15 protein-coding genes are annotated in these 23,834 nt (G+C 34.8%); 11 read left to right on the top strand and 4 right to left on the bottom strand.

Translation table 11 applies throughout. From position 1 onward, the window contains the following. Window positions 1–590: 590 nt before the first annotated feature. Window positions 591–767, top strand: a complete 177-nt coding sequence (gene rpmF, locus AC3DU7_RS03990; protein WP_287521924.1) for a 50S ribosomal protein L32 — start codon at window positions 591–593, stop codon at window positions 765–767. Window positions 768–824: 57 nt separating this feature from the next. Here rpmF and queA read toward each other — a convergent pair whose 3' ends face one another. Continuing rightward, a complete protein-coding gene (gene queA, locus AC3DU7_RS03995; protein WP_488038078.1) occupies window positions 825–1,925 on the bottom strand; it encodes a tRNA preQ1(34) S-adenosylmethionine ribosyltransferase-isomerase QueA in 1,101 nt (366 codons plus the stop codon). Between the two features lie 355 nt (window positions 1,926–2,280). On the opposite strand from queA, the gene AC3DU7_RS04000 reads away from it, so the two are divergent. Continuing rightward, on the top strand, window positions 2,281–2,670 hold the full coding sequence (locus AC3DU7_RS04000; RefSeq protein WP_488038065.1) for a hypothetical protein: 390 nt from the start codon (window positions 2,281–2,283) through the stop codon (window positions 2,668–2,670). Between the two features lie 704 nt (window positions 2,671–3,374). Here the strand turns inward: AC3DU7_RS04000 and AC3DU7_RS04005 are convergent. Then, window positions 3,375–3,917, bottom strand: a complete 543-nt coding sequence (locus AC3DU7_RS04005; protein ID WP_488038066.1) for a YraN family protein — start codon at window positions 3,915–3,917, stop codon at window positions 3,375–3,377. A gap of 60 nt (window positions 3,918–3,977) precedes the next feature. On the opposite strand from AC3DU7_RS04005, the gene AC3DU7_RS04010 reads away from it, so the two are divergent. Continuing rightward, entirely contained in the window at window positions 3,978–4,505 is a 528-nt protein-coding gene (locus tag AC3DU7_RS04010; RefSeq protein WP_488038067.1) for a pentapeptide repeat-containing protein, read from the top strand. Between the two features lie 2,573 nt (window positions 4,506–7,078). Here the strand turns inward: AC3DU7_RS04010 and dnaG are convergent. Continuing rightward, the gene (dnaG, locus tag AC3DU7_RS04015) at window positions 7,079–9,106 is read right to left on the bottom strand and encodes a DNA primase (RefSeq protein WP_488038068.1); all 2,028 of its coding nucleotides are present in this window, start codon (window positions 9,104–9,106) and stop codon (window positions 7,079–7,081) included. Window positions 9,107–9,985: 879 nt separating this feature from the next. Between dnaG and AC3DU7_RS04020 the strand changes: the two genes are divergently transcribed. The 7 genes from AC3DU7_RS04020 (at window position 9,986) to argH (ending at window position 20,654) form a co-directional block, all read left to right on the top strand. Then, window positions 9,986–11,047 carry an RNA-guided endonuclease InsQ/TnpB family protein gene (locus tag AC3DU7_RS04020; protein WP_488038069.1) on the top strand — a complete coding sequence of 354 codons (1,062 nt, stop codon included), beginning with the start codon at window positions 9,986–9,988 and terminating at the stop codon, window positions 11,045–11,047. A 62-nt stretch (window positions 11,048–11,109) separates the two neighbouring features. Then, entirely contained in the window at window positions 11,110–11,829 is a 720-nt protein-coding gene (locus AC3DU7_RS04025) for a DUF502 domain-containing protein (protein WP_488038070.1), read from the top strand. A gap of 223 nt (window positions 11,830–12,052) precedes the next feature. Beyond that, entirely contained in the window at window positions 12,053–12,676 is a 624-nt protein-coding gene (gene nusB / locus AC3DU7_RS04030; RefSeq protein WP_488038071.1) for a transcription antitermination factor NusB, read from the top strand. 1,414 nt (window positions 12,677–14,090) lie between these two features. Continuing rightward, window positions 14,091–15,752: a signal recognition particle-docking protein FtsY gene (ftsY, locus tag AC3DU7_RS04035; RefSeq protein WP_488038072.1), complete on the top strand. Its 1,662-nt coding sequence runs from the start codon at window positions 14,091–14,093 to the stop codon at window positions 15,750–15,752. A gap of 1,522 nt (window positions 15,753–17,274) precedes the next feature. Further along, a complete protein-coding gene (locus tag AC3DU7_RS04040; RefSeq protein ID WP_488038073.1) occupies window positions 17,275–18,702 on the top strand; it encodes a GAF domain-containing SpoIIE family protein phosphatase in 1,428 nt (475 codons plus the stop codon). Between the two features lie 4 nt (window positions 18,703–18,706). Next, window positions 18,707–18,925 carry a hypothetical protein gene (locus AC3DU7_RS04045; protein ID WP_488038074.1) on the top strand — a complete coding sequence of 73 codons (219 nt, stop codon included), beginning with the start codon at window positions 18,707–18,709 and terminating at the stop codon, window positions 18,923–18,925. A gap of 340 nt (window positions 18,926–19,265) precedes the next feature. Then, the gene (argH, locus tag AC3DU7_RS04050) at window positions 19,266–20,654 is read left to right on the top strand and encodes an argininosuccinate lyase (protein ID WP_488038075.1); all 1,389 of its coding nucleotides are present in this window, start codon (window positions 19,266–19,268) and stop codon (window positions 20,652–20,654) included. Window positions 20,655–20,862: 208 nt separating this feature from the next. Here the strand turns inward: argH and AC3DU7_RS04055 are convergent, their stop codons facing one another. Further along, a complete protein-coding gene (locus AC3DU7_RS04055; protein ID WP_488038076.1) occupies window positions 20,863–21,045 on the bottom strand; it encodes a hypothetical protein in 183 nt (60 codons plus the stop codon). A 979-nt stretch (window positions 21,046–22,024) separates the two neighbouring features. Here AC3DU7_RS04055 and bioF point away from each other — a divergent pair. Continuing rightward, window positions 22,025–23,206 carry an 8-amino-7-oxononanoate synthase gene (bioF, locus tag AC3DU7_RS04060; RefSeq protein ID WP_488038077.1) on the top strand — a complete coding sequence of 394 codons (1,182 nt, stop codon included), beginning with the start codon at window positions 22,025–22,027 and terminating at the stop codon, window positions 23,204–23,206. The last annotated feature ends 628 nt before the right edge of the window (window positions 23,207–23,834 follow it).

Here is a 23,834-nt window from a genome sequence, read left to right on the forward strand (position 1 = left end):
AGTATTTAGGGACAATACTCATCTTATCATTCCCACACTTTCTTGATGCACTACCGAGTGATGGATGGAAAGATTTGATGAGGGAAAAACAAGCATTTATGGGAGCGTGACAAGATGAGGATATGGGGAAAATTCCTGAATACCCATGATGGGAGCTTCACCAAGAACTTAGTTGAATAAAAAGTCATGCGTATAGGCGAACGACACCTTATAAGCCATAGAATATCACAATTTTGGTGAGGATGCAACGGAAAATCTTTTGGCACGCCGTTTCAGGAGCTTAATAAAATGAGAAGCATGGATCTTCCCCTGAATTTTTAGGTAACTCAAAAACTTAATCGCGGGCAAAGATACCAAATGACTTAGACAATATAGATAGGTATCAAATAGGGGCGTTGCTGAATACTGGGATGATTGAGACCGACACGGGGACACGGAGACACGGAGACACGGGGATGATAGTCGATCCTCTCTTATCAAATCATCCCACAATTATGCAATGCCCAAATAGGTTCTATAGAGGTCTTCCATAGTTACTAAAATTAAGGTACTATAGTAGTCTGTCTATAAATATCTATACAATAATTTTCATGGCTGTACCAAAGAAGAGAACTTCCAAGTCTAAGACAAATATGCGAAAAGCTCAGTGGAAGCGCAAAGCAAGGCTGGAAGCACAGAAGGCGCTATCTTTAGGGAAATCAGTTCTCACTCAACGTTCCCACAGTTTTGTATATCCAAGTGCTGAGGAAGAAGAGGAAGAGGATTAATCAATCAGAGAATTGGGGATTGAATGTCCAATTCTCGAAATATTTTCAACCACTAGACTAATTGATCCTAGCAGGTGGCAAAATTAACATCGCATCACCAAAAGAATAAAAGCGATACTTTTTGGCGATCGCCTCCTGATATAAGCTGAAAAGGCGTTCTCTACCTATCATTGCGCTTACAAGCATAAGCAAACTGGAGCGTGGTAGATGAAAATTAGTGATTAGACCTTCTACTATTTGCCACTTGTAGCCAGGGTAAATAAATATATTGGTATAACCAGAAAATGGTAATAGAGAAAGTTCTTTACTATTATTATTCTGATTAGCTAGTGCTGCTCCCTCAAGAGCTCTAACTACTGTTGTTCCCACTGCAATGATACGTCCACCTTGAGATTTTGTTTGATTAATTTTGTCTACAACTAATGACGAAACCTCAAGCCATTCCTCGTGCATATCATGATTAGTAATGTCTTTAGTCTCCACTGGCCGAAATGTACCAAGACCAACGTGTAATGTGATGAAAGCTAGTCTAATATTTTTTTGTTCTAGTTTTTCAAGTAATTCATCAGTAAAATGTAAACCAGCAGTAGGGGCAGCGATAGCTCCTGACACTTTACTATATACAGTTTGATATTGTTCTGTAAAAGCCTGTGAGTCTGTAACATAAGGTGGAAAGGGCACATGACCAAATTGGTCTAGCAACTCTATTAAAGACATTCCTTGAGGTAAGTTAAATTGTAAAAAGCGCCCACCGGTTTCTCTATCTGTTGACAATACTGTTGCCTGTAACTTATAGCCACCGCCAAAAGATGAATTAGGTTCAAATTCAATTGTTGTACCATTGCTAAAACGTTTACCAGGTTTGACTAAAGCCAGCCAACAATCATTTTCCATCGGTTTGAGCAACAATATTTCTACCCGAGCGCCAGTAGTTTTGTGGCCATAAAGCCTCCCAGGAATAACACGAGTATTATTCAAAACCAGTAGGTCTCCTGGTAGGAGTAAATCTGGTAAATCTCTAAAAGTACAATTATGATGTGTAAGTGAATCTACAACCATTAAACTAGAACTATCCCTGGGGACGACAGGGTTTTGAGCAATTAGCTCTTGGGGCAGTTCATAGTCATAAGCATCAATAGACCAATCAACCTCAGTCATATTACTAATTATATAACTCATCATTGGGTAAAATCCCCCAGATAAATTAGGGTACTTTTCCCCTAGTGATATGCTACACATTAAGAGAAAATATAGAGTATATAAGTACAGAATTAATTTTCAGAGTGTAGAGCAAGATATATCTGTAGTGAAAAATAACAGATCGAGAGTCTAGCTCAAAACTCTAGACATTCTAGAACATACACCTAGTTTATTAACTGGGAAGCGGCAACATCCGCCCCGCTCCCTACAACCGTTTTTCATTACCTTTGAATTTTTCCTCTGTAGTAGCAAAAGATTTAGAGGTTAAACCGAGGGAAAAGCAGTAGTTTTCAGCGGTAATAGTTAGATTGAGATGGAATACCTTTACTTTATAGCAAATACTAGCCTCTGTCTGAGAGTAGTTGAATATCTATGCATTACTCATCAACTACCGCTTCAATTTATGACTGTGATTCATCAAATTGATGGTTGGGTAGTAAAAATTAAAATGAGTCACTACTTAAGTCCTGAAAAACATGGAGATTTTCGGGCTTTCATGAATGAATTAGGAATACCTTATGAGCCTGATATCCGTATTAGAATGGCGTTGTGGGGTCTGGAGACTGGACAATCACCTTTGAGTGTCATGAGACGCTATCAGGTAGCAGTAGTATCTCATGGCCAACCAAATCGAGAGGAAATAGAGGCATTTCGTACCCAATTTGTCAAGGGTTTAGGGTATTGTCCCGAAACTTTAGGTTGAACTTATAGTTTTACTCTTAGTCTTTAATTTGTACCTGTATAATAATGATGTTAGTACGGGTACAACAGGAGTAAAACACATTTAATTTATTCTTTATAATTTTAATTACTTTACTCATTTGCATAGCATTCTACATTTTAGAGGCTTGTAAACGTAAGAAGTAGAAGTAATTTGGATTTATGTTGCCTCTCATTCTAGCCTACAAACATATCAAAATAAAGAAGAGACTAGTGCGACTACGCGGAAGTTAAAATTCAAAAGTTACAAGTCAATCATTTTTGATTTGTAATTGTTTCAGGATTTCGTAACTGGTTAGTTATTTCCGCCATCCTGCAATAGGCGGCTTTAACTCACATTCCGCACGTCAAGAGCGTAGCATTAAAAGTAGTATGAATAATGATAACTTGGTTAAGTATTTATACTATATAAATCATTGTCATTGACCTTTTTCAGGAGTCAAAATTTCAGGAAAATATTAAGTATAAATACAAGATAAACCCAGACATAAGCTGCACATCATTTTCTACTGACTACTGGCTACTGACTATTGACTACTTGTCTTTATATTACATTTTGTCGTGCGGAATGTAGGTTTTAACTCTTGGATAAAAATTAGTCACAGAATTTATTAACTATAACTCTACTCACTACTAAAAATCATACTGTTATTCAAAAACTATTCAACAACGCCATTTAAAATAAACTTAGTCCAGATAAGACGTAGAAATAAAGGCAGAAGGAATATAATTTTGCAACACAAGTTGATAACCTGCTAATTTTACAGAATATCCGACTTTAATAGTTAACTTAGATAGTTGCTCCTCTAATGATAAAAATTTAGATTGAGGATAATCTTTTTGAGTATAATTACACTTGACTAAAGCTACATCAAATCTACAAGAACAATCTGCTAATTCTGGGCGATCGCTCAAAAATATTTCTGCGGTTTGCCACAACTTAGCTTGTTTTGTTTCTGTAACTGCTAGTAAACCATTTTTATCCCAGTTACCCCGACTACGAGTTTTTACCTCTACAAAAGCTAGAATTGGAAATTTTTGAGCTGGTTTATCTTCCAAAGGAAAAGTTTTTAGGGCAATAATATCTAACTCTCCCCAGCGACATTGCCACCGTCGATGGAGTATTTGCCAACCTTCTTGAGTTAACCATTTTGTCACTAAATTTTCTCCCAACAGACCTGTATCAATTTTTGAGGAAGAAGCAGATTGCCCAGATGAATAAAAGCTCATTTTGGTTTATTCTTCTTATGATGGTTATGAACTGCCTGGAGTAATTTAGACAGAAGTAGTATGAATTTTAGACAACAAAAAACTTCCCAAATTTTAGTCAACTTCGTCTTTTCACTAATAGTATATCTCATTACTATTGGGGCAATAACTGCCTTAACATTTACTAACCTGACACCCACTCTAGCTGATGAGTATAACAAGCAAATTTTAGTAGGTGTTGATTTTTCTGGTCGAGATTTAACTGATGATTCATTTACAAAATCAATTCTGCGTAAAAGTGACTTCAGTAATTCAAATTTAAGTGGTGTTAGTTTATTTGGCGCTCATCTAGAAGGAGCGAATTTAGCAGGAGCTAATCTGAGCTACTCTACTTTGGATAACGCGATTTTTAACAAAGCAAATTTGACTAATGCTATTTTAGAGGGTGCTTTTGCTTTTCATACTCAATTCCGTGGTGCAATTATTGATGGAGCAGATTTTACAGATGCCTTTTTACGAGAAGATACTCAAAAGGAGTTATGTAAAATAGCGCAAGGTACGAATCCTATTACGGGTAATGACACAAGAGATACGCTCTTTTGTGATTAATTTTAATTTGCTTGATTTGAGGTAATAAGGTAAGAAGCATTCAGGTGTCAGCTATCAGCATCAGCTATTAACTTAATTGCCCCTGAAGGATGAATCAGAGTTGAAAGATTTCACAGAATTAAAAGTAAAAAATACATTAGCTACTTGTTGCTCACAGCTCTATAATTACTCAAATCTTCAAGCTACTAATTTCTGAAAGCTAGTCGCTGATGGCTGAATGGTTACGTAATAAGTAAAGAGGGAATGAGCAGAAATAAAAGTGAAGTACATTTATTTCAATCTTCCCTTCTTTATTTTAAATATGTGCGAGTAATACTAAATCTGGCGATCAACAAAACTAGTATTTATGAAGGTAAGGAAGAAGGAAAAATTTTGTGTTATCTGAGTTTTATTGCAATCGAAGCAAAGATTTAGGACATTTCTAAATGATCGAACTCAATCATAGATTATTTTTGACTTTTGCCTTGCCCATAACCCTATAAGAATACATAAATTAGTTTGTATTAATTAAACTTATAACTAATTGATTAACATATTTATAATTTAAACTAATTTTGACAAAAAAAGTTCAAATGAGCTACATAAAGCCATATTTTAGGGAAAAATTGCGATTTCGTGCCTGTATAAGCAATCTTTTAATAAACGCTACAAGTATTGATATGTAATAAATACAGGGTTTTTGCTGAACGGTCAATTTTGATGTATATTGATAGCAAGTCTGTCGCTCTGCGTAGGTGCTTATTAAAATGAATTAAAACATTTGATATTAGCTTTTAATATGTCCGTACTTTTTCCTTCAATGTAAGCATTCGGCCATCAGCTATGAGTGATTAAGTCATTATCTTGGAAGAAGGAATTAGTATTTAGGGTTTGCGCTCATAAAGTTTTTTGGTAAGGGTAGGAGGCAGAATCGTTGAATCGGTGAAGTCAGGAGGAATGGGAATTATAGAAGAAATAGTCAGAAGAATAGTACCTTGATTGTTCTGCCATAATCCTCCCAAAATGCGCTCCTTTTTGAGTATTTTAGACTGAAAACTTGCGCACTTTTTTAGACCTAAAAATGCTAAAACCTTTGTCTATAAATGCTTTGATATTTAATCAGCAAGCTCTATTTACTGGAGTTTAGACTAATTAAGGCAGGCCGGAAACTTGCCGAGGGAGAATAGTCAGATAGGCCAACAAGACTGAAACTATTTCGCATTGCAGCATTGCAAAGACTTTTCAGTCAATTATCCACAGCTTGTGCTATGGGTTATATCATGTCCGGATAAGAGCGATCTGGAAAAAACTGATCATAAGTGCTTAAACAATAAATCTTTCTATTTTCCCTACTCCCTTACTCCCCACTCCCCTACTATTTTAATAATAAGTATTCAACCGGACATGATATTAATTGTGCCCTGGAAAGACTTTTTGAATAGTTTGAATAATGTCAGCTTCACCCTTGCCTCGCCAAAAAAGAACAATAATCATTATTCATTGAAAACATCTGCACCCCTGATATTTTCCAAGGGTTCTGAGTGTCAAGTCTTCATTGCTTCTGAGCAAATTATCTGAAGACCCCAAAATTTAGTCTAAACTCCAGTATTTAAGGAGTAAAATGTGTTTGCGCAGCATTCCGCAGGAAATGAAATAGTCCTTTGAGCTACCCTTGGTCATTGTTTGATTCTTTCTTTCAAAAGCTGATAGCTGAATACGAGCTAAGTAGGTCGGTGTTTAAAATTATCGTTATGTAAAGGCACTTATGCTGAGGGCAGAAGGGAAGAGTGTGTTGGGCAAGTTTACTTTTTGTTAGATATAGCGCTGCGCGCAGGCAACAGGCAATAGGCAACAGGCAACAGGGGGAATAAAAAGCTTATCATATAAGACTTTTAGCTATTGGACACTTCCTGCAATTTGTAAATATGCCAGCGCACATTGCTATACTTCTGTTTTTTTGCAACATCCTACTTAACTGAATGCTTAGGTTGTATAGAATAATGAAATTCATTAAATCGATCTATCTTTATCTACGCTTACCTGCGGTTAATTATGCTTGAAATATTATTCTATGCAGTTTCATTTCAATTTGGTTTGGTATAAAATCTATATTCATTAAAATCCCCTCATGAGAGCTTACTGCTAAAAGCTAATAGCTGTTTACGTAGCAGTCCGCAGGAAATGCTTACCTTTCAATTGCTATAAAATAAATAAATTATTATAATACCAAGCGTGAAAAAAGAATGCTATGAAAAGTGCCTCTCAATCAGATATGCTTAAAAATAGTGGTTTCCGTTCACTTTAGATAGTTATTTCTATTGTTTTTACCTTTTTTTCAAAATTTTATCCTTCTTCCTTACTTCTACTATTTGTAACAAACACTTATCAAATTGGTATAACTATGATAATTCTAAATGATTTGTAAAAAATATCAGGATATAGCAACCCTATTTTATTTGTGTATAAAAATCTTACTGCTTTTAGACAACAGGCAACAGCTCATCTGGCAACAGGAGGGAGTTTCAGTTTTTTTATCTACTTTTTGATTTGTCACAAACTATTTAGAATTGCTGTATATAAAAACAAGGAATTGTTTATTTATTTAATTCCCCTAGAGGTACTTGTATTAAATCATATATAGTGGTGCTTCTTAATCTCTCCAATTCCTGAATCCACTCTGATTCTGAATAGAATTTTTCTTGATACTTTTTAGCCAATTCCGAATCAGTGGATAAATCAGTCTTTTGCCACATACTTAAAACAGCAGTACGACGTTTTTTACACATAACTAATTCTATAGTTGCTATAGTAGAACGAATTTCTAAAGGTGCTCTAAGAAGATTTTTCTTTGTCTTTTCATCTAAATGAAAAAGATGTTCTACTTCTGATAGTTGATCTGGAACTTCTAAACAACTATCTTGTAATTTTGAAATTAAATCATCTGAGTCAGTAATTTGATATTCAGACATATTTTCTACATAAATAATTTGCTGCCACAAAAATCGATTGTGAGACAAACTAAACTGTAAATCTCTAGCCTCCATTGCATCTTTCACATCTTGACGATATTTAGGGCAATGTAAATAAATACGCAATAATAAATATTCTGCTTCTTCTAATAAACTACGTTCTGTAGATGGAGATAAAACTTTTTGTGAAGTCTTATTTTTCGCTTTAGTAGAAATTCTACTATTTTGTCGATAATATTTTAACTGTTTTGCTACTAGCAATGGTGCAGATAAAAGCTCGTTATTAGTCAAGAGCTTTTTCCAATGAATAATAACTTGATTCAACAAATTTTCAGTAACTAATGAAACTTTGCGAGAATCTCCCTGACTCAAAATATCTGCACAATATTGAAGATAATAAGTAAGCTGATTATCGTTAGTTATTTTCGTTAAAATTTTAATTATTTGTTGAGTTGCTTGACCATACTCATCAGCTAAACCCAAATTTTTATTTACTGCAATATTTTGAATTTGCCAGTCAATCCATAGTGGAGAATTAACTAATAATTCCCGATACTTTTCAGCAGAATAATTTTGCAAATATTCATCAGCATCTTTCCCATGAGGAATATTCAATATTCGCAGTTGAACGTCCCCACTATAAGCAAGATTTTCTACTTCTCCAATTGCCCGGTCAGTAGCTTGAATACCCGCTCGGTCAGCATCAAAATTTAAGATAATTTGTTTAGACTCTGTATAACGTAAAAGTTGTTTAATTTGAATAGAACTTAATGCTGTACCTAGAGAAGCAACAACATTATTAATTCCCGCAGCATGGAGAGCAATTGCATCAAAATATCCTTCCACAACCACAGCTTTATCCTGTTTAGAAATAGCAGTTTTTGCCTTATCCAAACAAAATAAAGTTTTACCCTTATCAAATAATTCAGTTTCAGGAGAATTTAAATATTTAGGTTGTTCATCACTCAGAGTTCTCCCACCAAAACCAATAACTCTACCTTGCACATCATTAATCGGAATCATCAAGCGATCGCGAAATCTATCATAATAACTATTACCTGATTTTCTAGGTAAAATTAATCCTGCTTTCTCCACTAATTCTACGGGAAAACCTTTTTGTTCCACCAAATAACCATAAATAGTTTCCCAACCATTAGGAGCATAACCCAGTTGAAATTTTTGAATAGTTTCTTCTGTAATTTGACGTGAAAATTTTAAGTACTCTAAAGCATTTTTTCCCTGTGATTGTCTCAAAGCGTGTTGATAAAAACTATTAGCCATTGCCAAAATTTCATAAAGTTGTTCCCGCAGAGAAATTTGACGTTGAAACTCTTGTCTATTTTCTGGTAATTCCGTTTTAATTTGTATTTGATAACGTCTGGCTAAATCTAAGACTACATCGCTAAAAGAAGACTTACCAACTTCCATCATAAATTTCAAAACATTACCACCTGCACCACAGCCAAAACAATAGTACATTTGTTTACTGGTACTAACAGTAAAGCTAGGAGTTTTTTCGTCATGAAAAGGGCATAATCCTACATAATCTTTACCTCGCTTTTTTAATACAATATGCTCTGAGATAACATCATAAATGTCAGCTCTTTCTTTTACCTCTGTAATGGTATCTTGATGAAAACGAAAATTATTCATAGAACTTATTGCAGCGGTTTTTATTTAAGTAGACTAGAAAATTATTTGAGGTTAGAAAATAGGGAGTAGGAGAATGCTTTGAGCACTGTAGTCTATCTATTTTAAAACTGCTATAAATCGTTGTGAAATACTATTTTTGGCGTTGAATAAAAAGTCATGCACAGGGAAGAAGGATACCCAATAATTACATATTATCATAATTTTTTTGGGGAAGCAACGGGTAAAGCCTTGCCGTTTTTTTGGAGCTTGAGAAAATGATGATTTTATTTGTAAATATAGTGATCGCTTCTGCATAAGCAATAGTGTTGATGGAGTGAAAATTTTCCCTATCATCACTTTTTTTGGGTTTTGGGGGAGTGCTGCACAGGATGATAATTTTTCTGGTGTTTTGATGTTGTGAGTATCTCTTCTAGATATAATTATATTCAGTAGCAAAATACTATATTTATTTATTTCAATTTCAAAAAGTTGAATAAAAAGTCATGCATAAGGACGAGTTATACCCAATGATTACCTAAATGGAGCAAGAATGCCCACACCATAACGCTAGTTTTTTTTGGGACGGGGCTTTCAAGGTGCGAAACTAAATTCTGCACACAGCCCCTAATGAATTGCGACCAACAAAAAAAGAATGCACAACTTTTGGTTATCTACATTTATTTATGGTAAAATAAAAATATGATTACTAGAGAAGCCAAGCTATTAAACGGGTCCAAGGTACAATATCTTGCCTTAGAACAGGCTATAAGAACTGCTCAATTCATTAGAAATAAAGCAGTTAGATTATGGTGAGATGAGCCTGATGTAAATCAGGCTCGTCTGTCTCTGTTGTGTAAAGAACTGGCTGATGAGTTTCCTTTTGCCAAAAAATTAAACTCAATGGCGCGTCAAGCATCAGCACAGAGAGCTTGGAATTCAATCTCTAGCTTCTATCGTCGCTGTAGAGAGGGAGCCAAAAACAAAGGTTATCCTCAATTCAAAAAACATTCTCGCTCAGTTGAGTATAAAACTACAGGTTGGAAGTTATCACAAGATTGTTTAACTATTAACTTCACCGATGGTTTTCAAGCAGGTAGGTTCTCTCTATTCTGTAATCATCAAACCAGAGAGGACTTATTTAGGCTCAAAGTTAACCGGGTCAGAGTTGTCAGACGAGCTGATGGTTATTATGCTCAATTCTGTTTTGATGTTAATCGTAAAAAAGTGGGAAATTATACAGGGAATGTAGTAGGTATAGATTTGGGTCTGAAGTATTTCTACAAAGACCAAAACGACAATGCAGCTATCTATCCCAAGTATTTAAGACAAGCTCAAAAGCGAATCAAGAAACTACAGCGACAACTCTCAAGAAAGTTTGTTAAAGGTAAAAAACCTCAATCAAACAATTACCACAAAGCCAGGATGAGACTGGGGAAGTGCCATCTGAAGGTGACTAGACAGCGTAAAGACTGGGCAGTGAAGTTAGCCCGGTGCGTAGTCAACTCTAATGATGTGGTTGTCTACGAGGACCTAAAGATACAAAACATGGTTAAGAACCATCATCTGGCCAAGTCTATCTCTGATGCAAGTTGGTATCAATTCACTCAATGGGTAGATTATTTTTGCCACATTTGGGACAAGACAGTAATTGCCGTGACACCGAATTATACATCCCAAGACTGTTCAAGTTGTGGTCATCGAGTGAAGAAATCTCTCAGTACTAGAACTCATCAATGTCCTAAATGCAAGAGTGAAATATGTCGGGATACAAATGCAGCATGGAACATTTTAAATAAAGGGATGAAGATTCTAGGTGTAGAGTGGAATGAAATCAAAGGTACTGAAGGGCATTCAGGAACCTCCGAGTATTCGGGAACGCTTGAGGAGACTACCACCTCTTCTGTAGATGGGCAACCTGAAACAGCAAGTGGTGTCGCTGAATCAAGAATCACAGATGCGTGAGAATCCTGCGCTGTAATTTTTAATTCAGCGCCGGGAGTATGTCAAGAGGAAATGGGTAAACAGTGTTCCAACGCATAAGGCAGGATTTAAAAAACGACCTAATTGCCGGTCTACTGGTAGTTATACCATTAGCTACAACAATTTGGTTGACCATAACTATTGCTCGGTGGGTAATAGATTTTTTGACCAAGATTCCTAAGCAAATCAATCCCTTCGATGGTTTACACCCAGCTTTAGTGGGTCTACTAAATTTCTTAGTAGGACTAGCAGTACCATTGCTAAGTATTCTAGTGATTGGGCTGATGGCCCGAAATATTGCTGGAAGATGGTTATTAGATGTAGGCGAGCGAATATTACAAGCTATTCCATTTGCAGGGTCAGTCTACGGCACTCTCAAGCAAATCTTAGAAACTCTACTCAAGGATTCTAACGAAAAATTTCGTCGCGTGGTACTTGTAGAATATCCGCGTCAGGGAGTTTGGACTATAGCTTTTGTCACTGGTACGATTAGTAGTCAAATTAAATCTCATCTAGGAGACTCAATGCTAAGTCTTTTTATTCCAACTACTCCTAACCCTACATCTGGTTGGTATGCCATAGTGCCAGAAAAAGATGTGCTTAACGTTTCAATGTCAGTGGAAGATGCGTTTAAAGTTCTCATATCAGGTGGAATAGTAACTCCAAATCAATCAGTACGTCCAGAAAAAAAATCAAATGATCGACTCAAACCTCTACTTTTAGATAGAGAAGACTATCAAAAATTTTCCACTGAAGAGGATTGAAGGAGTTATATTGAAAAAGGCAGAAGGCAGAAGCGGTGCGACTCCCCGTCGGCTTCAGACGCAAGGGAATGCTGACCAAGATAGGGAATGCACATCAAGAATTGCATGGGAATAGTCAATAACTGGCCACTTCATGTCTGATAACCCCGAACAATTTTCAGCACCCCTGTAGATAGTGGGGAATTAAACCCGTCACTAAAAAGATAAAAAGATATCAAAAATTATGAACAAAGCTCCTCGCTCTACAGCTCGCGAACTAGCTCTGCTTGGACTAAGTCAATTACCAAGTAATTCAGGGAGTTTAGAAAAAAAGCAACTTCAAGAAGTCATATTAGCAGCAGTTAGGACTCTCAGAACTGAAGTCCAAGATATTTTAGAAACTGCCGCAGCAGAATTACAGAGAGGGAGCGATCGCCTCCTTAATAGTCAAATTAGTGCTAGTGATATTCAAAGCGCAAGTTCAATGGTCCACGAAGCAGTAGAATTGGGCCAAACGGCAATTAATCGTATTGGCACTGCTGTGGAGTTACCAGAACTAATTCAACTAACTAATCAACCAGAAGTTCGCAAGTATGCTTTAGAAGTTCTGACAAAGGTGAATGACAATAAGGAAGAAATTGATAATTTATTGAGAGAATCAATAGTAGATTGGCAAATAGAACGTCTACCTAGAATAGATATAGATATTCTCAGAATTGCAGTGGCAGAAATGATGTTTATTGGCATTCAAGAACAAGTGGCAATTAATGAAGCTGTAAAATTAGCCAAGCGTTATAGTAGTGAAGATGGGTATAGGTTTATTAATGGGGTATTGCGAAGAGTGGTAAATAAAATTAATTTAGTTTGAAAAGTTATAGCAGAAGAAAGAAGGAAGAAGTCAAAAGTCAAAAGTCAAAAGTCAAAAGTCAAAAGTAAGAAGGGAGAAGTAAGAAGAAAGAAGGGAGAAGTAAGAAGAAAGAAGGGAGAAGTAAGAAGGAAGAAGGGAGAAGGAATAAGAAAAAGTATTACTTTGTCTGAGTTTTAAGCTTTTGATCTGTCCTAACCTTTGCTTCGACTGCTACATATAGTTAAAGTCAAAAGTTAAAATTAAGGTCTTTGCTTTGACAATAATTATTTAAAAAAACTATGGTGCTACACTCCCATTAATACCAAATTGATAAATGTTGGCTACAAATAGTTGGGGTATAGCAGAAGGAACAAAGAAGAAGAAATGAGGAAAAAGAAAAGTCTAAGGAACATCTTCTCCACGGTTTTTTTTATTACACTTATTCTTGATAATATTCTTTATTTAAAATGGGTATAAAACTATAATATAGAGTTTGCTGAAAAAGTCTTTTTGTCTGAAGATAGGAGGTACGAATTCAGCCGTCAGCTATCAGCTTTATTATTTTTAGTGGATAATTTAAGCTTGTTGTTTTTGTGCTTCAATTATTTGTTTAAAAATTTATTTAGGGTTTGCGCTTCACTAGTCTTTTTGCGCTCGGCAGGGAGTAGGGAGTAGGGAGTAGGGAGTAGGGAGTAGCTAAGAATCAAGAGTTGGAGGGAGTTGTAGAGGAGGTAGTCAGAAAAATTATCCCTTGCCAACTCTGCCCAACTATATGCCAGAATACTCACTTTTGAGCTTTCTGAGGCGAAAATCAGGTATTTCTGATCTAAAAAGGCTAAAACCAATATCAGTAAAGACTTTGATATTTAATCAGCAAACCCTATTTAGTAGAAGTTAAGTAAGTGCTTGCTTCATTCATTTTTATTGCTGAGAGCTGACTGCTAATAGCTGAATACTAATAGCTGCATGCTTAAGGTAGAAGTCAGGAGTCAGGAGGAATGGTGAATTTAGAGGAGGTAGTCAGATATTTTATCCCTTGATTTTTCTGTAATTATTATGCTTTTTATCCTAACTTTTTGCTTGCTCAAGCTTAAAAAGTTACACTATTTTTTCGCTGTAAAAAAGCTAAAATCTTTATCTGTAAATGCTTTTAGATTTAATCAGTAAGCCCTAGATAAATAATAGAGAATTTATAACTAAAAAATATTTAAGTCTCAATACGGTTCAGCTCAGACTAAAACCCATCAGGTATGGAAAAATTAGATAAGTTTTTGAGATTTATAGAACTGCTAAAAAAATCCTTACAGCATTTTTTAGGAAGCGTGAGGTACAGTTTAATATTAATATCTATTCCCTATTCCCTAAAAGTGAGGTACAGTTTAATATTAATATCTATTCCCTATTCCCTATAAAATAGTAATATCTAAAAATAAATATGGTTTTTAATTGGTTCCGTCGTCAATATAATGACAGCTCAGACAAAACTTCAAAAGAGACACCTAAACCTGAAGCTGAAAAAGAACAGAAAGAACAGGTAGAAGATAAAGTTGAATCACAGGCAAAATCAACAGAAGAGTCAGGACAGACGACAGAAGATTATTTGAGTTGGGCTAAAGCAGCTTACAAAAATCTTCAAGAAAAGAAAAAAAATGATTCACAAGAATCTCAAATCGCTACAGAGACTTCTGATGTAGAGGAAAAGCCAGAAATTGAAACATCCTCAACAGAGACAAAAAACGAGCTAATCATATCAAATCCTCTTCCAATAATAGAGCATATTGCAGCAGAAAAAACAGAATCCACAGAAGCAGATACCCTGGTTAAACCGGTCCCAATAGTAGAGGAAACCCCCTCTAGCCAAACAAAACCGACCGAAGAAGAAACTCAAGTCAAGCCAGATTCAATTGTTGAAGAAACTCAAACATCAGAACAACTACCTTTCTGGGCTAAGGCTCAAGCAGAAAGACAAGCAAGGGTAGAACGTCTCAAAGAAACTGCCATAGAAGAACCTGAACCAGAAACTCTTCAGAAAACAACCGTAGAAAATGAAGTAGAAGAAATAGACCCCCTAATACTGGATGAAGCATTTCTCTGGTCAGCAGAAATTTTAGCAGCTCAAGGACGTCGTCCAGAACAAGTATCTGTAGAAGAAATTTCTTGGCTGAAGAAATTACGACAAGGCTTAAATAGAACTCGACGCAACTTACTCAATCAATTACGAGCAATTGTTGGCCAAGGGCCGCTAAATCAAGATGCGGTGATGGAAATAGAGTCAATGTTGCTACAAGCTGATGTGGGAGTAGAAGCAACAGATTTAGTTATAGAAACCCTGCAAAATAAATTGCGTGAAGAAGTTTTACCGCCAGAAGAAGCGATCGCTTATCTGAAAAGCATTTTACGAGATATTCTAGATAAGCCATTCCAAGATTCTGAAACAATTAGTCCTGCCTACAACCTAACTTTTGTCCCAGAAAAGGATACCTTAAATATTTGGCTGGTTAATGGTGTGAATGGGGCAGGTAAAACTACAACTATCGGTAAAATTGCTCATTTAGCTACCAAGTCAAACTACAGATGTTTAATTGCTGCAGCAGATACATTTCGAGCAGCGGCAGTAGAACAGTTGAAAATTTGGGGACAACGCAGTGAAGTAGAAGTAATTGCTAATCCTGGTAAGAATACTGATCCAGCAGCAGTAGTGTTTGATGCTATAGTAGCTGCTCAAGTCAGAAATACAGAGTTATTACTGGTGGACACTGCTGGAAGACTACAAAACAAGAAAAATTTGATGGACGAACTAAGTAAAATTCACCGCATCGTGGAGAAAAAAGCTCCAGATGCAGTGGTGGAATCTCTACTGGTTTTAGATGCTACACTTGGTCAAAATGGTTTACGACAAGCAGAAGTATTTGCAAAAGCTGCTAAACTTAGCGGAGTAGTATTGACAAAACTTGATGGAACTGCTAAGGGTGGTGTTGCATTAGCTGTTGTCAAGCAACTGGGTCTACCTATTCGTTTTATTGGTGTGGGAGAAAGTCTAGAAGATCTCCGTCCATTTTCTAGTTATGAGTTTGTTGAAGCTCTTTTAAGTGGTTAGATATTCATCGCTCTTACTATGGAATATGGGTAATTTTAGTTATCTATCAGTCATCAGTTATCAGTAACTCTAGCTGTTTGCGGAGCATGACAAACGGAAAGCAAGAGGCTTGAAATCTGAAATATTCTCTTTTTTATTCTCTTAAAAGGGGAGGTTTTAGACTACAATTTCTTGGTAATGGTATAACAGTAGTATTCGTAAAAAAACGGATGTATTTTTCAGTATAATTGTAGAAGTAATTAAGCTGGGGCATCAGAATCTATAATTTTAATTTTCCTCTATAGGTTAGTGTGTTGAGGATATTTTTTTAATTAAGAATCATCCCGGAAATTTACTTTAAACTACAATAAATCAAAATAAACAAGCTACATATTGATTTAAGTATCTAGTAATAATTAGTATGAATAATCATGAAAAATCTAGATGTGAAAAAAATCAATTTAACAGGAATATTATTGATAACTTTAAATCTGAAAATAAGTGATATAGGCAAAATTGTTGTTTGGTAAGTGAACCTTGAATTATTGTTTGCTATTCTTCGTATAAAAAATAATATTTATAGCAGCAGGAAGAAGGAAAAAAGAAAATTTTTACGTTGTCTGATGTTTTAAACTTTTGAGCTTTCCTAACTTTTGCTTCAACTGCTATATTTATAAACGAATCCTAGAAAAAAATAAAATATTGAATATTAGTTAAAATTAGAGTAGTAATACTTGATATTATTTTATATTTGTCACAAACTTATATTATTTTTGTAGCATTGATTTGCTCAAAGTTGAATTAGAAATTTCCAAATTTTCAACAAGAAAATTCAACATAAATTTTACAAAAATAGTAATTCAACCAAAAATTAATAAATTAAAAGATAATCTATGAAAAAAATACTATTTTAGATAAAAAAAACATAAATTATAGGGGTTTGACAATAAATATACTCCGTGGCCAAATAATTAGCCTACTGCCTACAGACGTTTCATACAACTTCAATACTTCCCTAACCAATAAATAATTTTGTAGTCTATTGAAATGAATTCCGCTGTAATAATTTATTTTAAGCTGATAATTTGATAATTATGGTAAAAAAAAATCAAATACTAAAACTATAAAATTGAGTTGACTTATATCATGTTCGGATAATTAGTCATAAAAAAACTTTCTCCTTCTTTATTCTTTCTACCCTCCTGTCTCCTGTCTCCTGTCTCCTGACTCCTTCGTCGTTTATTTATAACTGTTCAACCGGACATGATATTAGGCATTTATCCTGAAGATGTTGTGGATAAGTTAATAAACTAAATCAATCTAGTAAATTTAGGGAATAAATTTCTATCTAAAAAAAATCTAACTCAAAAAAGGCATAGCACCGAAGCAAATAGCTCCCATCAAAACTCTTAGCAAAACAAGACAGAGAAAAGGTAACAGCAACTAAACAAACCCAGACTTGGCAAAACTTGAGTTAAAAATATATCACTAACCCTCAAGCATCAACAGACTTTAAGTAAATCAAATCTATATATAAAACATAATGACTATAGTGCCAGTACATCGAAACTACCCCGAACCAACTGACCAAACTACCAGTGAGACATCTTCATCAGTAACATCAGTATATGCTCTCAAAGAAATGGTGGCCCGTTTACACAAAGAACAACAAAATGTTAATGATTTATTAAGTTCTCTTGGCTTTGCCCTGCGTAGCTTCAACAATCTCAATCAGTTTCTAGAATTGATTCCTCTAATTGGTTGTCGAGTAACCGATGCTGATGGAGGGGCACTGGTATTATTTAAACCCAATGGTCAAGTTAGGTTCCAGCAACTACACTGCCAAGAAGGTCGCCAATGTCAAGATATTCGCCAGGCATTAGAAGTCGCAACTAGTCAGTTTATCACAGAAACAACCTTACCCGCAGAACTACAGGAAATCTCAATTCAAACAGCTAGTTTGGACTATCAAGTTAGCAACTACCTAGGCAATGATGTTCAATTATTTGGGGCATCAATTCTAGTGAATAACTCAGAAAGAGGTCGTCTATATGTATTTAGTCACGACCCAGAATATGTCTGGACACCAGCTAGAGAAAAATTAATTCGTCTAGTAACAGATCAGACTGCAGTAGCGATCGCTAATGATGAATTAGCTACATCCTTACGAGAAAAGGAACGTTTGGACAGAGAACTAGAAATAGGGGCAGAAATTCAACTGCAACTATTACCTCCAGAATGTCCAGAAATTCCTGGCATTACCCTTGCTGCTCGTTGTCAAACAGCAAACCGAGTTGGAGGAGACTATTATGATTTTATTCCCTCCAACTACGACCAGTTGAATTCCAAAAACAAAAAACAGCAACCCTGTCGCTGGAGTATTGTGATTGGAGATGTAATGGGAAAAGGTGTACCTGCTGGTTTAATTATGACCATGACTAGAGGAATGTTGAGAGCTGAGGTATTGAACCGACACTCACCAGCACGAGTCTTACAACATTTGAACCAAGTCATGTATGCTGACTTGGAAAGTTCTCATAGGTTTGTGACTTTGTTTTATTCAGAGTACGATCCAGAAACCAGCATTTTGTCCTACAGCAATGCGGCCCATCATCCTCCAATGTTGTGGCAAGCTGCTAGTAACTCTATCGTACAGTTAGATACTGTGGGAATGTTAGTTGGTTTAGAAGTAGACCCTGAATACCATGAAGCACAAGTGAAACTTAATCCAGGAGATACTATTATTTATTACACAGATGGGTTTACAGATGCAGCTAATCAAAATGGCGATCGTTACGATGATATTAAATTGAGCGAAGCTTTCAAGTTTGCGTGTCAAAATCATCAAGAACCACAAGAAATATTAAATTACTTATTTGCTCAAGTAAAACAATTTGTTGGTGAAGGAAATCAAAATCCAGATGATATGACTCTAGTAGTTATGAGAGTAAAATCTTCTACAGCAGAATAAATATATGATTATTAATATAATTTCCACAACTACATCAGGTTTGAATCATATTATTTATGAAACTAATCATTTAGATTTGTTAGGACCAAAAATATTGTATAGTTGGCAACTTTTGGCTCAACAACTTGATGTAAACTTATGGTCTGATGTGCAAAAAGCTTGGAACAATTTTATAGAATGTGGTCAAGTTTGGGCACTATTAGTTGGTTTATTTATTGGTTAGATGGTTAAGAGTATTTTGCCTTGAAGTAGCACTCAGCAATCAGCAATCAGCAATCAGCTTCTCAAGGTGTATAATGGTGGTTTTAATCCATCATTAACACGCACCACTAATTTTCAAATATAGTGGAGGACTTAAACCCTTGAATTTTCAGCGCTCCAGCTAAATGCTGGCCAGTGGAGCATGAGTTGAGGAAAAGCTGATAACTACTAACTATTATAAAGGGAGAAGGAAGAAGCTGGCGATGTCTGAGTTTTGATCTCTTGATATGTCTGCGTCTTTTCCTTAGACTGCTATAAAACCTAACATCTGAATAGAGTTAAATAGAAAAAAAATCTGCAAAATGACGCAAGATAAACAAACCTGGAGCAAAAGATTTGAAAAGGCGTTGCATCCTACTATAGCTAAATTCAATGCCAGTATTAGTTTTGACATTGAATTGATTGAGTACGATATTACTGGTTCGATCGCTCATACAAAAATGTTAGCTAAAACAGGTATTATTTCCGCAGAAGAAGGTGAAAAGTTAGTTAAGGGTTTAGAACAAATTCGTCAAGAATATCAAGAGGGAAAATTTTGCCCGGATGTAGATGCGGAAGATGTTCACTTTGCTGTGGAAAAAAGACTTACAGAAATTACTGGAAATATTGGTAAAAAATTACATACAGCTAGGTCTAGAAATGACCAAGTAGGAACTGATACGAGACTTTATTTACGAGAAGAAATTGATCAAATAAGGGTTTTATTAAGAAAATTTCAATCATGTTTATTGGAGTTAGCTGAATCTAATATAGAGATTTTAATTCCTGGTTATACTCATCTACAAAGGGCGCAACCTTTGAGTTTAGCTCATCATCTTTTGGCTTATTTTCACAAAGCTGAAAGGGACTGGGAAAGACTAGGAGATGTTTATCGCCGAGTGAATGTTTCTCCTCTTGGTTGTGGTGCTTTAGCAGGTACAACTTTTCCTATAGATAGACACTATACTGCTGAATTATTAAATTTTGAAAAGCCTTATGCTAATAGTTTAGATGGGGTAAGTGACCGAGATTTTGCTATTGAATTTCTCTGTGCAGCTAGCATAATTATGGTACATTTAAGTCGTTTGGCAGAGGAAATAATTTTATGGTCATCTGAAGAGTTTAGGTTTGTTACTTTAACTGATAGTTGCGCTACAGGTTCTAGTATTATGCCTCAAAAGAAAAATCCTGATGTGCCAGAGTTAGTTAGGGGAAAAACAGGCCGGGTTTTTGGTCATTTACAAGGTATGTTAGTGGTGATGAAGGGACTGCCACTAGCATATAATAAAGATTTACAAGAAGATAAAGAAGGTTTATTTGACACGATAAAAACAGTTAAAGGTTGTCTAGAAGCAATGACAATTTTACTCACTGAAGGTTTACAGTTTAATAGTTATCGCTTAACAGAAGCAGTTTCAGAAGATTTTTCTAATGCCACAGATGTGGCCGATTATTTAGCAGCTCGTGGCGTACCATTTCGAGAAGCTTATAATTTAGTAGGTAAAGTTGTGAAAACTTGTATTTCTACTGAGAAATTGTTAAAAGATTTAACCCTAGAAGAATGGCAAGAATTACATCCAAAATTTGCAGCAGATATTTATCAAGCGATCGCTCCTGAACAAGTAGTATCTGCACGTAATAGTTATGGTGGTACAGGTTTTGAGCAAGTAAAAAAAGAAATTGCTATAGCCAAACATAAATTGGCAACTTAATTGAATTTTATCTTTTTATTTTAAGCTTAATATCCCACCGTTTAGACGGTGTTGAAGTTGGTTGAGGTTTGAATCCCAATCCATTTTTTCTTCCTTCTTCCTTCTTCAATGTCATAATCTAGATTTAAGTTACTAAATCTCAAATCTAGATTTGACTTTTTACATCTCAAAATTTATCAGTTGGAACTTTGAATAGTCAAATGTACTATTAATCTGCTGCAGCAGCTTCTTCTGAATTTTGCTCGTTACCACCATTTTCATTATTGTTAGATGAAAACTTAGATGAATATCGCTTAGAAAAAAAACCTGTACCTTTTTTCTTACGAAACTTCCGTGCGTAAGCCAGATTACGTTGTGCTTTCTCTTTTTTTGGATTACGGCGTTTAGCCATTATTACCTCACTAAATTAAAGAACAAAATGGAATATTTTCTCAGCTGTTCTAGCACTCTTTGATTCATGGTGCTGATTTTTAGACAGTTTTTCTATTATAGCAAAGACTTGAATATTTGCCTACTAAAAATTAATCTAAAAAGTCAGCAGTATTTTATATGCAATTGCTAATATATCAAAGTATATATAGCGTTTCTAAATGAGATGTGGAAACCAAGTGCTATGAAAAAGGGAATAGGGAATAGGGAATAGGGAATAGTAAAGGGGGGAAAATAGTAATAAATACAAGGATATAATGAACTCAAAGCAGTGTTTTTTTATTAGAAAAAACTAAATCTATATTTACACCTCATTTGAAAACGCTATATCAATATTATATAAATTGTAAAATCTTGGAAACAGAGAAGACAGAACAAACTGTGTATTATGAATATAAAAACCACTATATTCTCTATTTTTAGGCAATAGTAAAATTATTACCGAATAATTAATAATTAAATAATTCTGGTTTAAAGCCTCCCTTTAGCAATGGATAATTGATAATTGATAATTAAAGAGTTAGAAAGTTAGAAAGTTAGAAAGTTAGAGAGTTAGACCAATTATCAAAAATAATGCTATACTTCCCATGAAACTTCAGCTATTAAGTAATAATAATAGTTGAATAATGTTTGTGACTATTATCAGCATTAAATCAAGATATCTTATCTATTTTCACCCTACTCCCTACTCCCTACTCCCTACTTTCAAGGAGATGTAGCAAGACTTTTGAAAAATGGTATTAGAGAGTTAGAAAAATATTTCATTATCCATTATCCATTATCCATTATCCATTAATAATATTTCCTTATATTCAATTCCGTAACGGTTTTAACCAGAGGTAATTATCAATTATCCATTAATGAAATTTGATTCCCAATCGCTATATAATCAAACTAGGCATATTTTTTATATAAAACTTCAGTTAAAATAAATCAGAAAAATGTCAAATAATCCCTATAATTGGATAGAAAAGTCCCTATCGACAATACATAAAGCTAACTGGTATCGTTCAGTCAAAACTATAGAAAGTATTCCCGGCGCAACTATAAAACTAGAAGGAAAAAAACTCATCAATTTTGCCAGTAATGATTATTTAGGATTAGCAGGAGATCCGCGTTTAATTGAGGCAGCTATTCAAGCAACAAAAAAATTTGGTACGGGTAGTACTGGTTCTCGTTTATTAACAGGTCATCGAGAAATACATCAAGAATTAGAACTTGAAATAGCCAAATTAAAACAAACAGAAACAGCATTAGTTTTTAGTTCAGGATATTTAGTAAATATAGGTGTAATATCTTCAGTAGTCAGTAAACGCGACCTAATTTTATCAGATAAATATAATCATTCTAGTCTAAAAAATGGAGCCATTCTTAGTGGTGCAGAAACTCTTGAATATAGCCACAATAATATTGAAGATTTAACAAATAAACTAGAACAATATCGAGAAAAATATCGTCGCAGCTTAATAATTACAGATAGTGTTTTTAGTATGGATGGCGATTTATGTAAACTGCCATTATTATTAGATTTAGCAGAAAAATATAACAGTATGTTATTAGTAGATGAAGCTCATGCTACAGGAGTATTTGGCATTAATGGAGCAGGTTGTGTCGAACATTTTAACTGTACAGGAAAAGAATTAATACAAATTGGAACTCTTAGCAAAGCATTAGGAAGTTTAGGAGGCTATGTTGCTGGGTCAAAAAATTTAATTGAATTTCTCAGAAATAGAACACCCAGTTGGATATATACAACAGGCTTAACTCCCGCAGATACTGCTGCTGCTTTAACAGCTATAAAAATTATTAAAAAAGAACCAGAACGTCGTCTCAAATTATGGCAAAATCTAGAGACTTTATTGAATTTATTAGAAACAGAAAATCAACAGTTAGGAGTAGAGAAAAAAAACTTGAATGAGCGATCGCCAATTATTTGCTTTCCTCTCAAAAATGCAGCCGAAGCATTAATAATAGGAGAGAAATTAAAACAAGCAGGAATATTTGCTCCGGCCATTCGTCCACCTACAGTTAATACCAGTCGGATTCGCATTTCACTAATGGCTACCCATCAAAAAAATCATATTCAGCAATTAGTAGCAACATTAGAAGAAGTCAAAAGTTAGAAGTTAGATTTGATCTACTAAAGTTTGATCTACTAAAGACCTTAATAGTACCATAGTTTCGGGCAATTATCTAACATTTAAAATTGGAAACTATTTGCGATATTATGCTCAATAGTACCGTTTGTGTATAAAATCAAGGTAGCAATAGGAGAAAACCTTCTACCTCCTGCCTTCTGCCTTCCTTCTACAAAAGTCTAATTATTCAATCGGACATGATATGATACCACATACGCATACAATAAAAGGTATTAATTCAATAGTATACATACACCTTTTTTTGAACCTGGATTTGGTATGACATCCCTAAAGTGAATGGGTATTATCATTTCTGGAATTAACAATAAAACTCCGTTCCACTTTGCGATCGCTTTTATACCAATTACTAAAAGTTGCTTAAGCGACAATTCATATCATGTCCGGTTGAATAGTTATAATTACAGCTCGTAGTATTGCTCTAGCAATAATATAGATATCTCAAGGGCTAAAGCCCTACTACAAACAAAAACTTTTTTGATCGTTAATTATCCGGACATGATATCAATTATTAAATAATTAGGGCTTGCTGATTAAATCTCAAACTCTTTACAGATAAATGTTTTAGCCTTTTTAGGTACTAATAAAATGCTAG

The organism is Okeania sp. (genome assembly GCF_983059655.1).

Bases quoted from the DNA above. Each gene is read 5' to 3' on its own strand.
- nusB (WP_488038071.1), top strand. From the start codon at position 12,053: ATGAACAAAGCTCCTCGCTCTACAGCTCGCGAACTAGCTCTGCTTGGA.
- AC3DU7_RS04010 (WP_488038067.1), top strand. From the start codon at position 3,978: ATGAATTTTAGACAACAAAAAACTTCCCAAATTTTAGTCAACTTCGTC.
- AC3DU7_RS04040 (WP_488038073.1), top strand. From the start codon at position 17,275: ATGACTATAGTGCCAGTACATCGAAACTACCCCGAACCAACTGACCAA.
- rpmF (WP_287521924.1), top strand. From the start codon at position 591: ATGGCTGTACCAAAGAAGAGAACTTCCAAGTCTAAGACAAATATGCGA.
- AC3DU7_RS04000 (WP_488038065.1), top strand. From the start codon at position 2,281: ATGGAATACCTTTACTTTATAGCAAATACTAGCCTCTGTCTGAGAGTA.
- dnaG (WP_488038068.1), bottom strand. From the start codon at position 9,106: ATGAATAATTTTCGTTTTCATCAAGATACCATTACAGAGGTAAAAGAA.
- bioF (WP_488038077.1), top strand. From the start codon at position 22,025: ATGTCAAATAATCCCTATAATTGGATAGAAAAGTCCCTATCGACAATA.
- queA (WP_488038078.1), bottom strand. From the start codon at position 1,925: ATGACTGAGGTTGATTGGTCTATTGATGCTTATGACTATGAACTGCCC.
- ftsY (WP_488038072.1), top strand. From the start codon at position 14,091: ATGGTTTTTAATTGGTTCCGTCGTCAATATAATGACAGCTCAGACAAA.
- AC3DU7_RS04020 (WP_488038069.1), top strand. From the start codon at position 9,986: ATGGCGCGTCAAGCATCAGCACAGAGAGCTTGGAATTCAATCTCTAGC.
- AC3DU7_RS04045 (WP_488038074.1), top strand. From the start codon at position 18,707: ATGATTATTAATATAATTTCCACAACTACATCAGGTTTGAATCATATT.
- AC3DU7_RS04055 (WP_488038076.1), bottom strand. From the start codon at position 21,045: ATGGCTAAACGCCGTAATCCAAAAAAAGAGAAAGCACAACGTAATCTG.
- AC3DU7_RS04005 (WP_488038066.1), bottom strand. From the start codon at position 3,917: ATGAGCTTTTATTCATCTGGGCAATCTGCTTCTTCCTCAAAAATTGAT.
- argH (WP_488038075.1), top strand. From the start codon at position 19,266: ATGACGCAAGATAAACAAACCTGGAGCAAAAGATTTGAAAAGGCGTTG.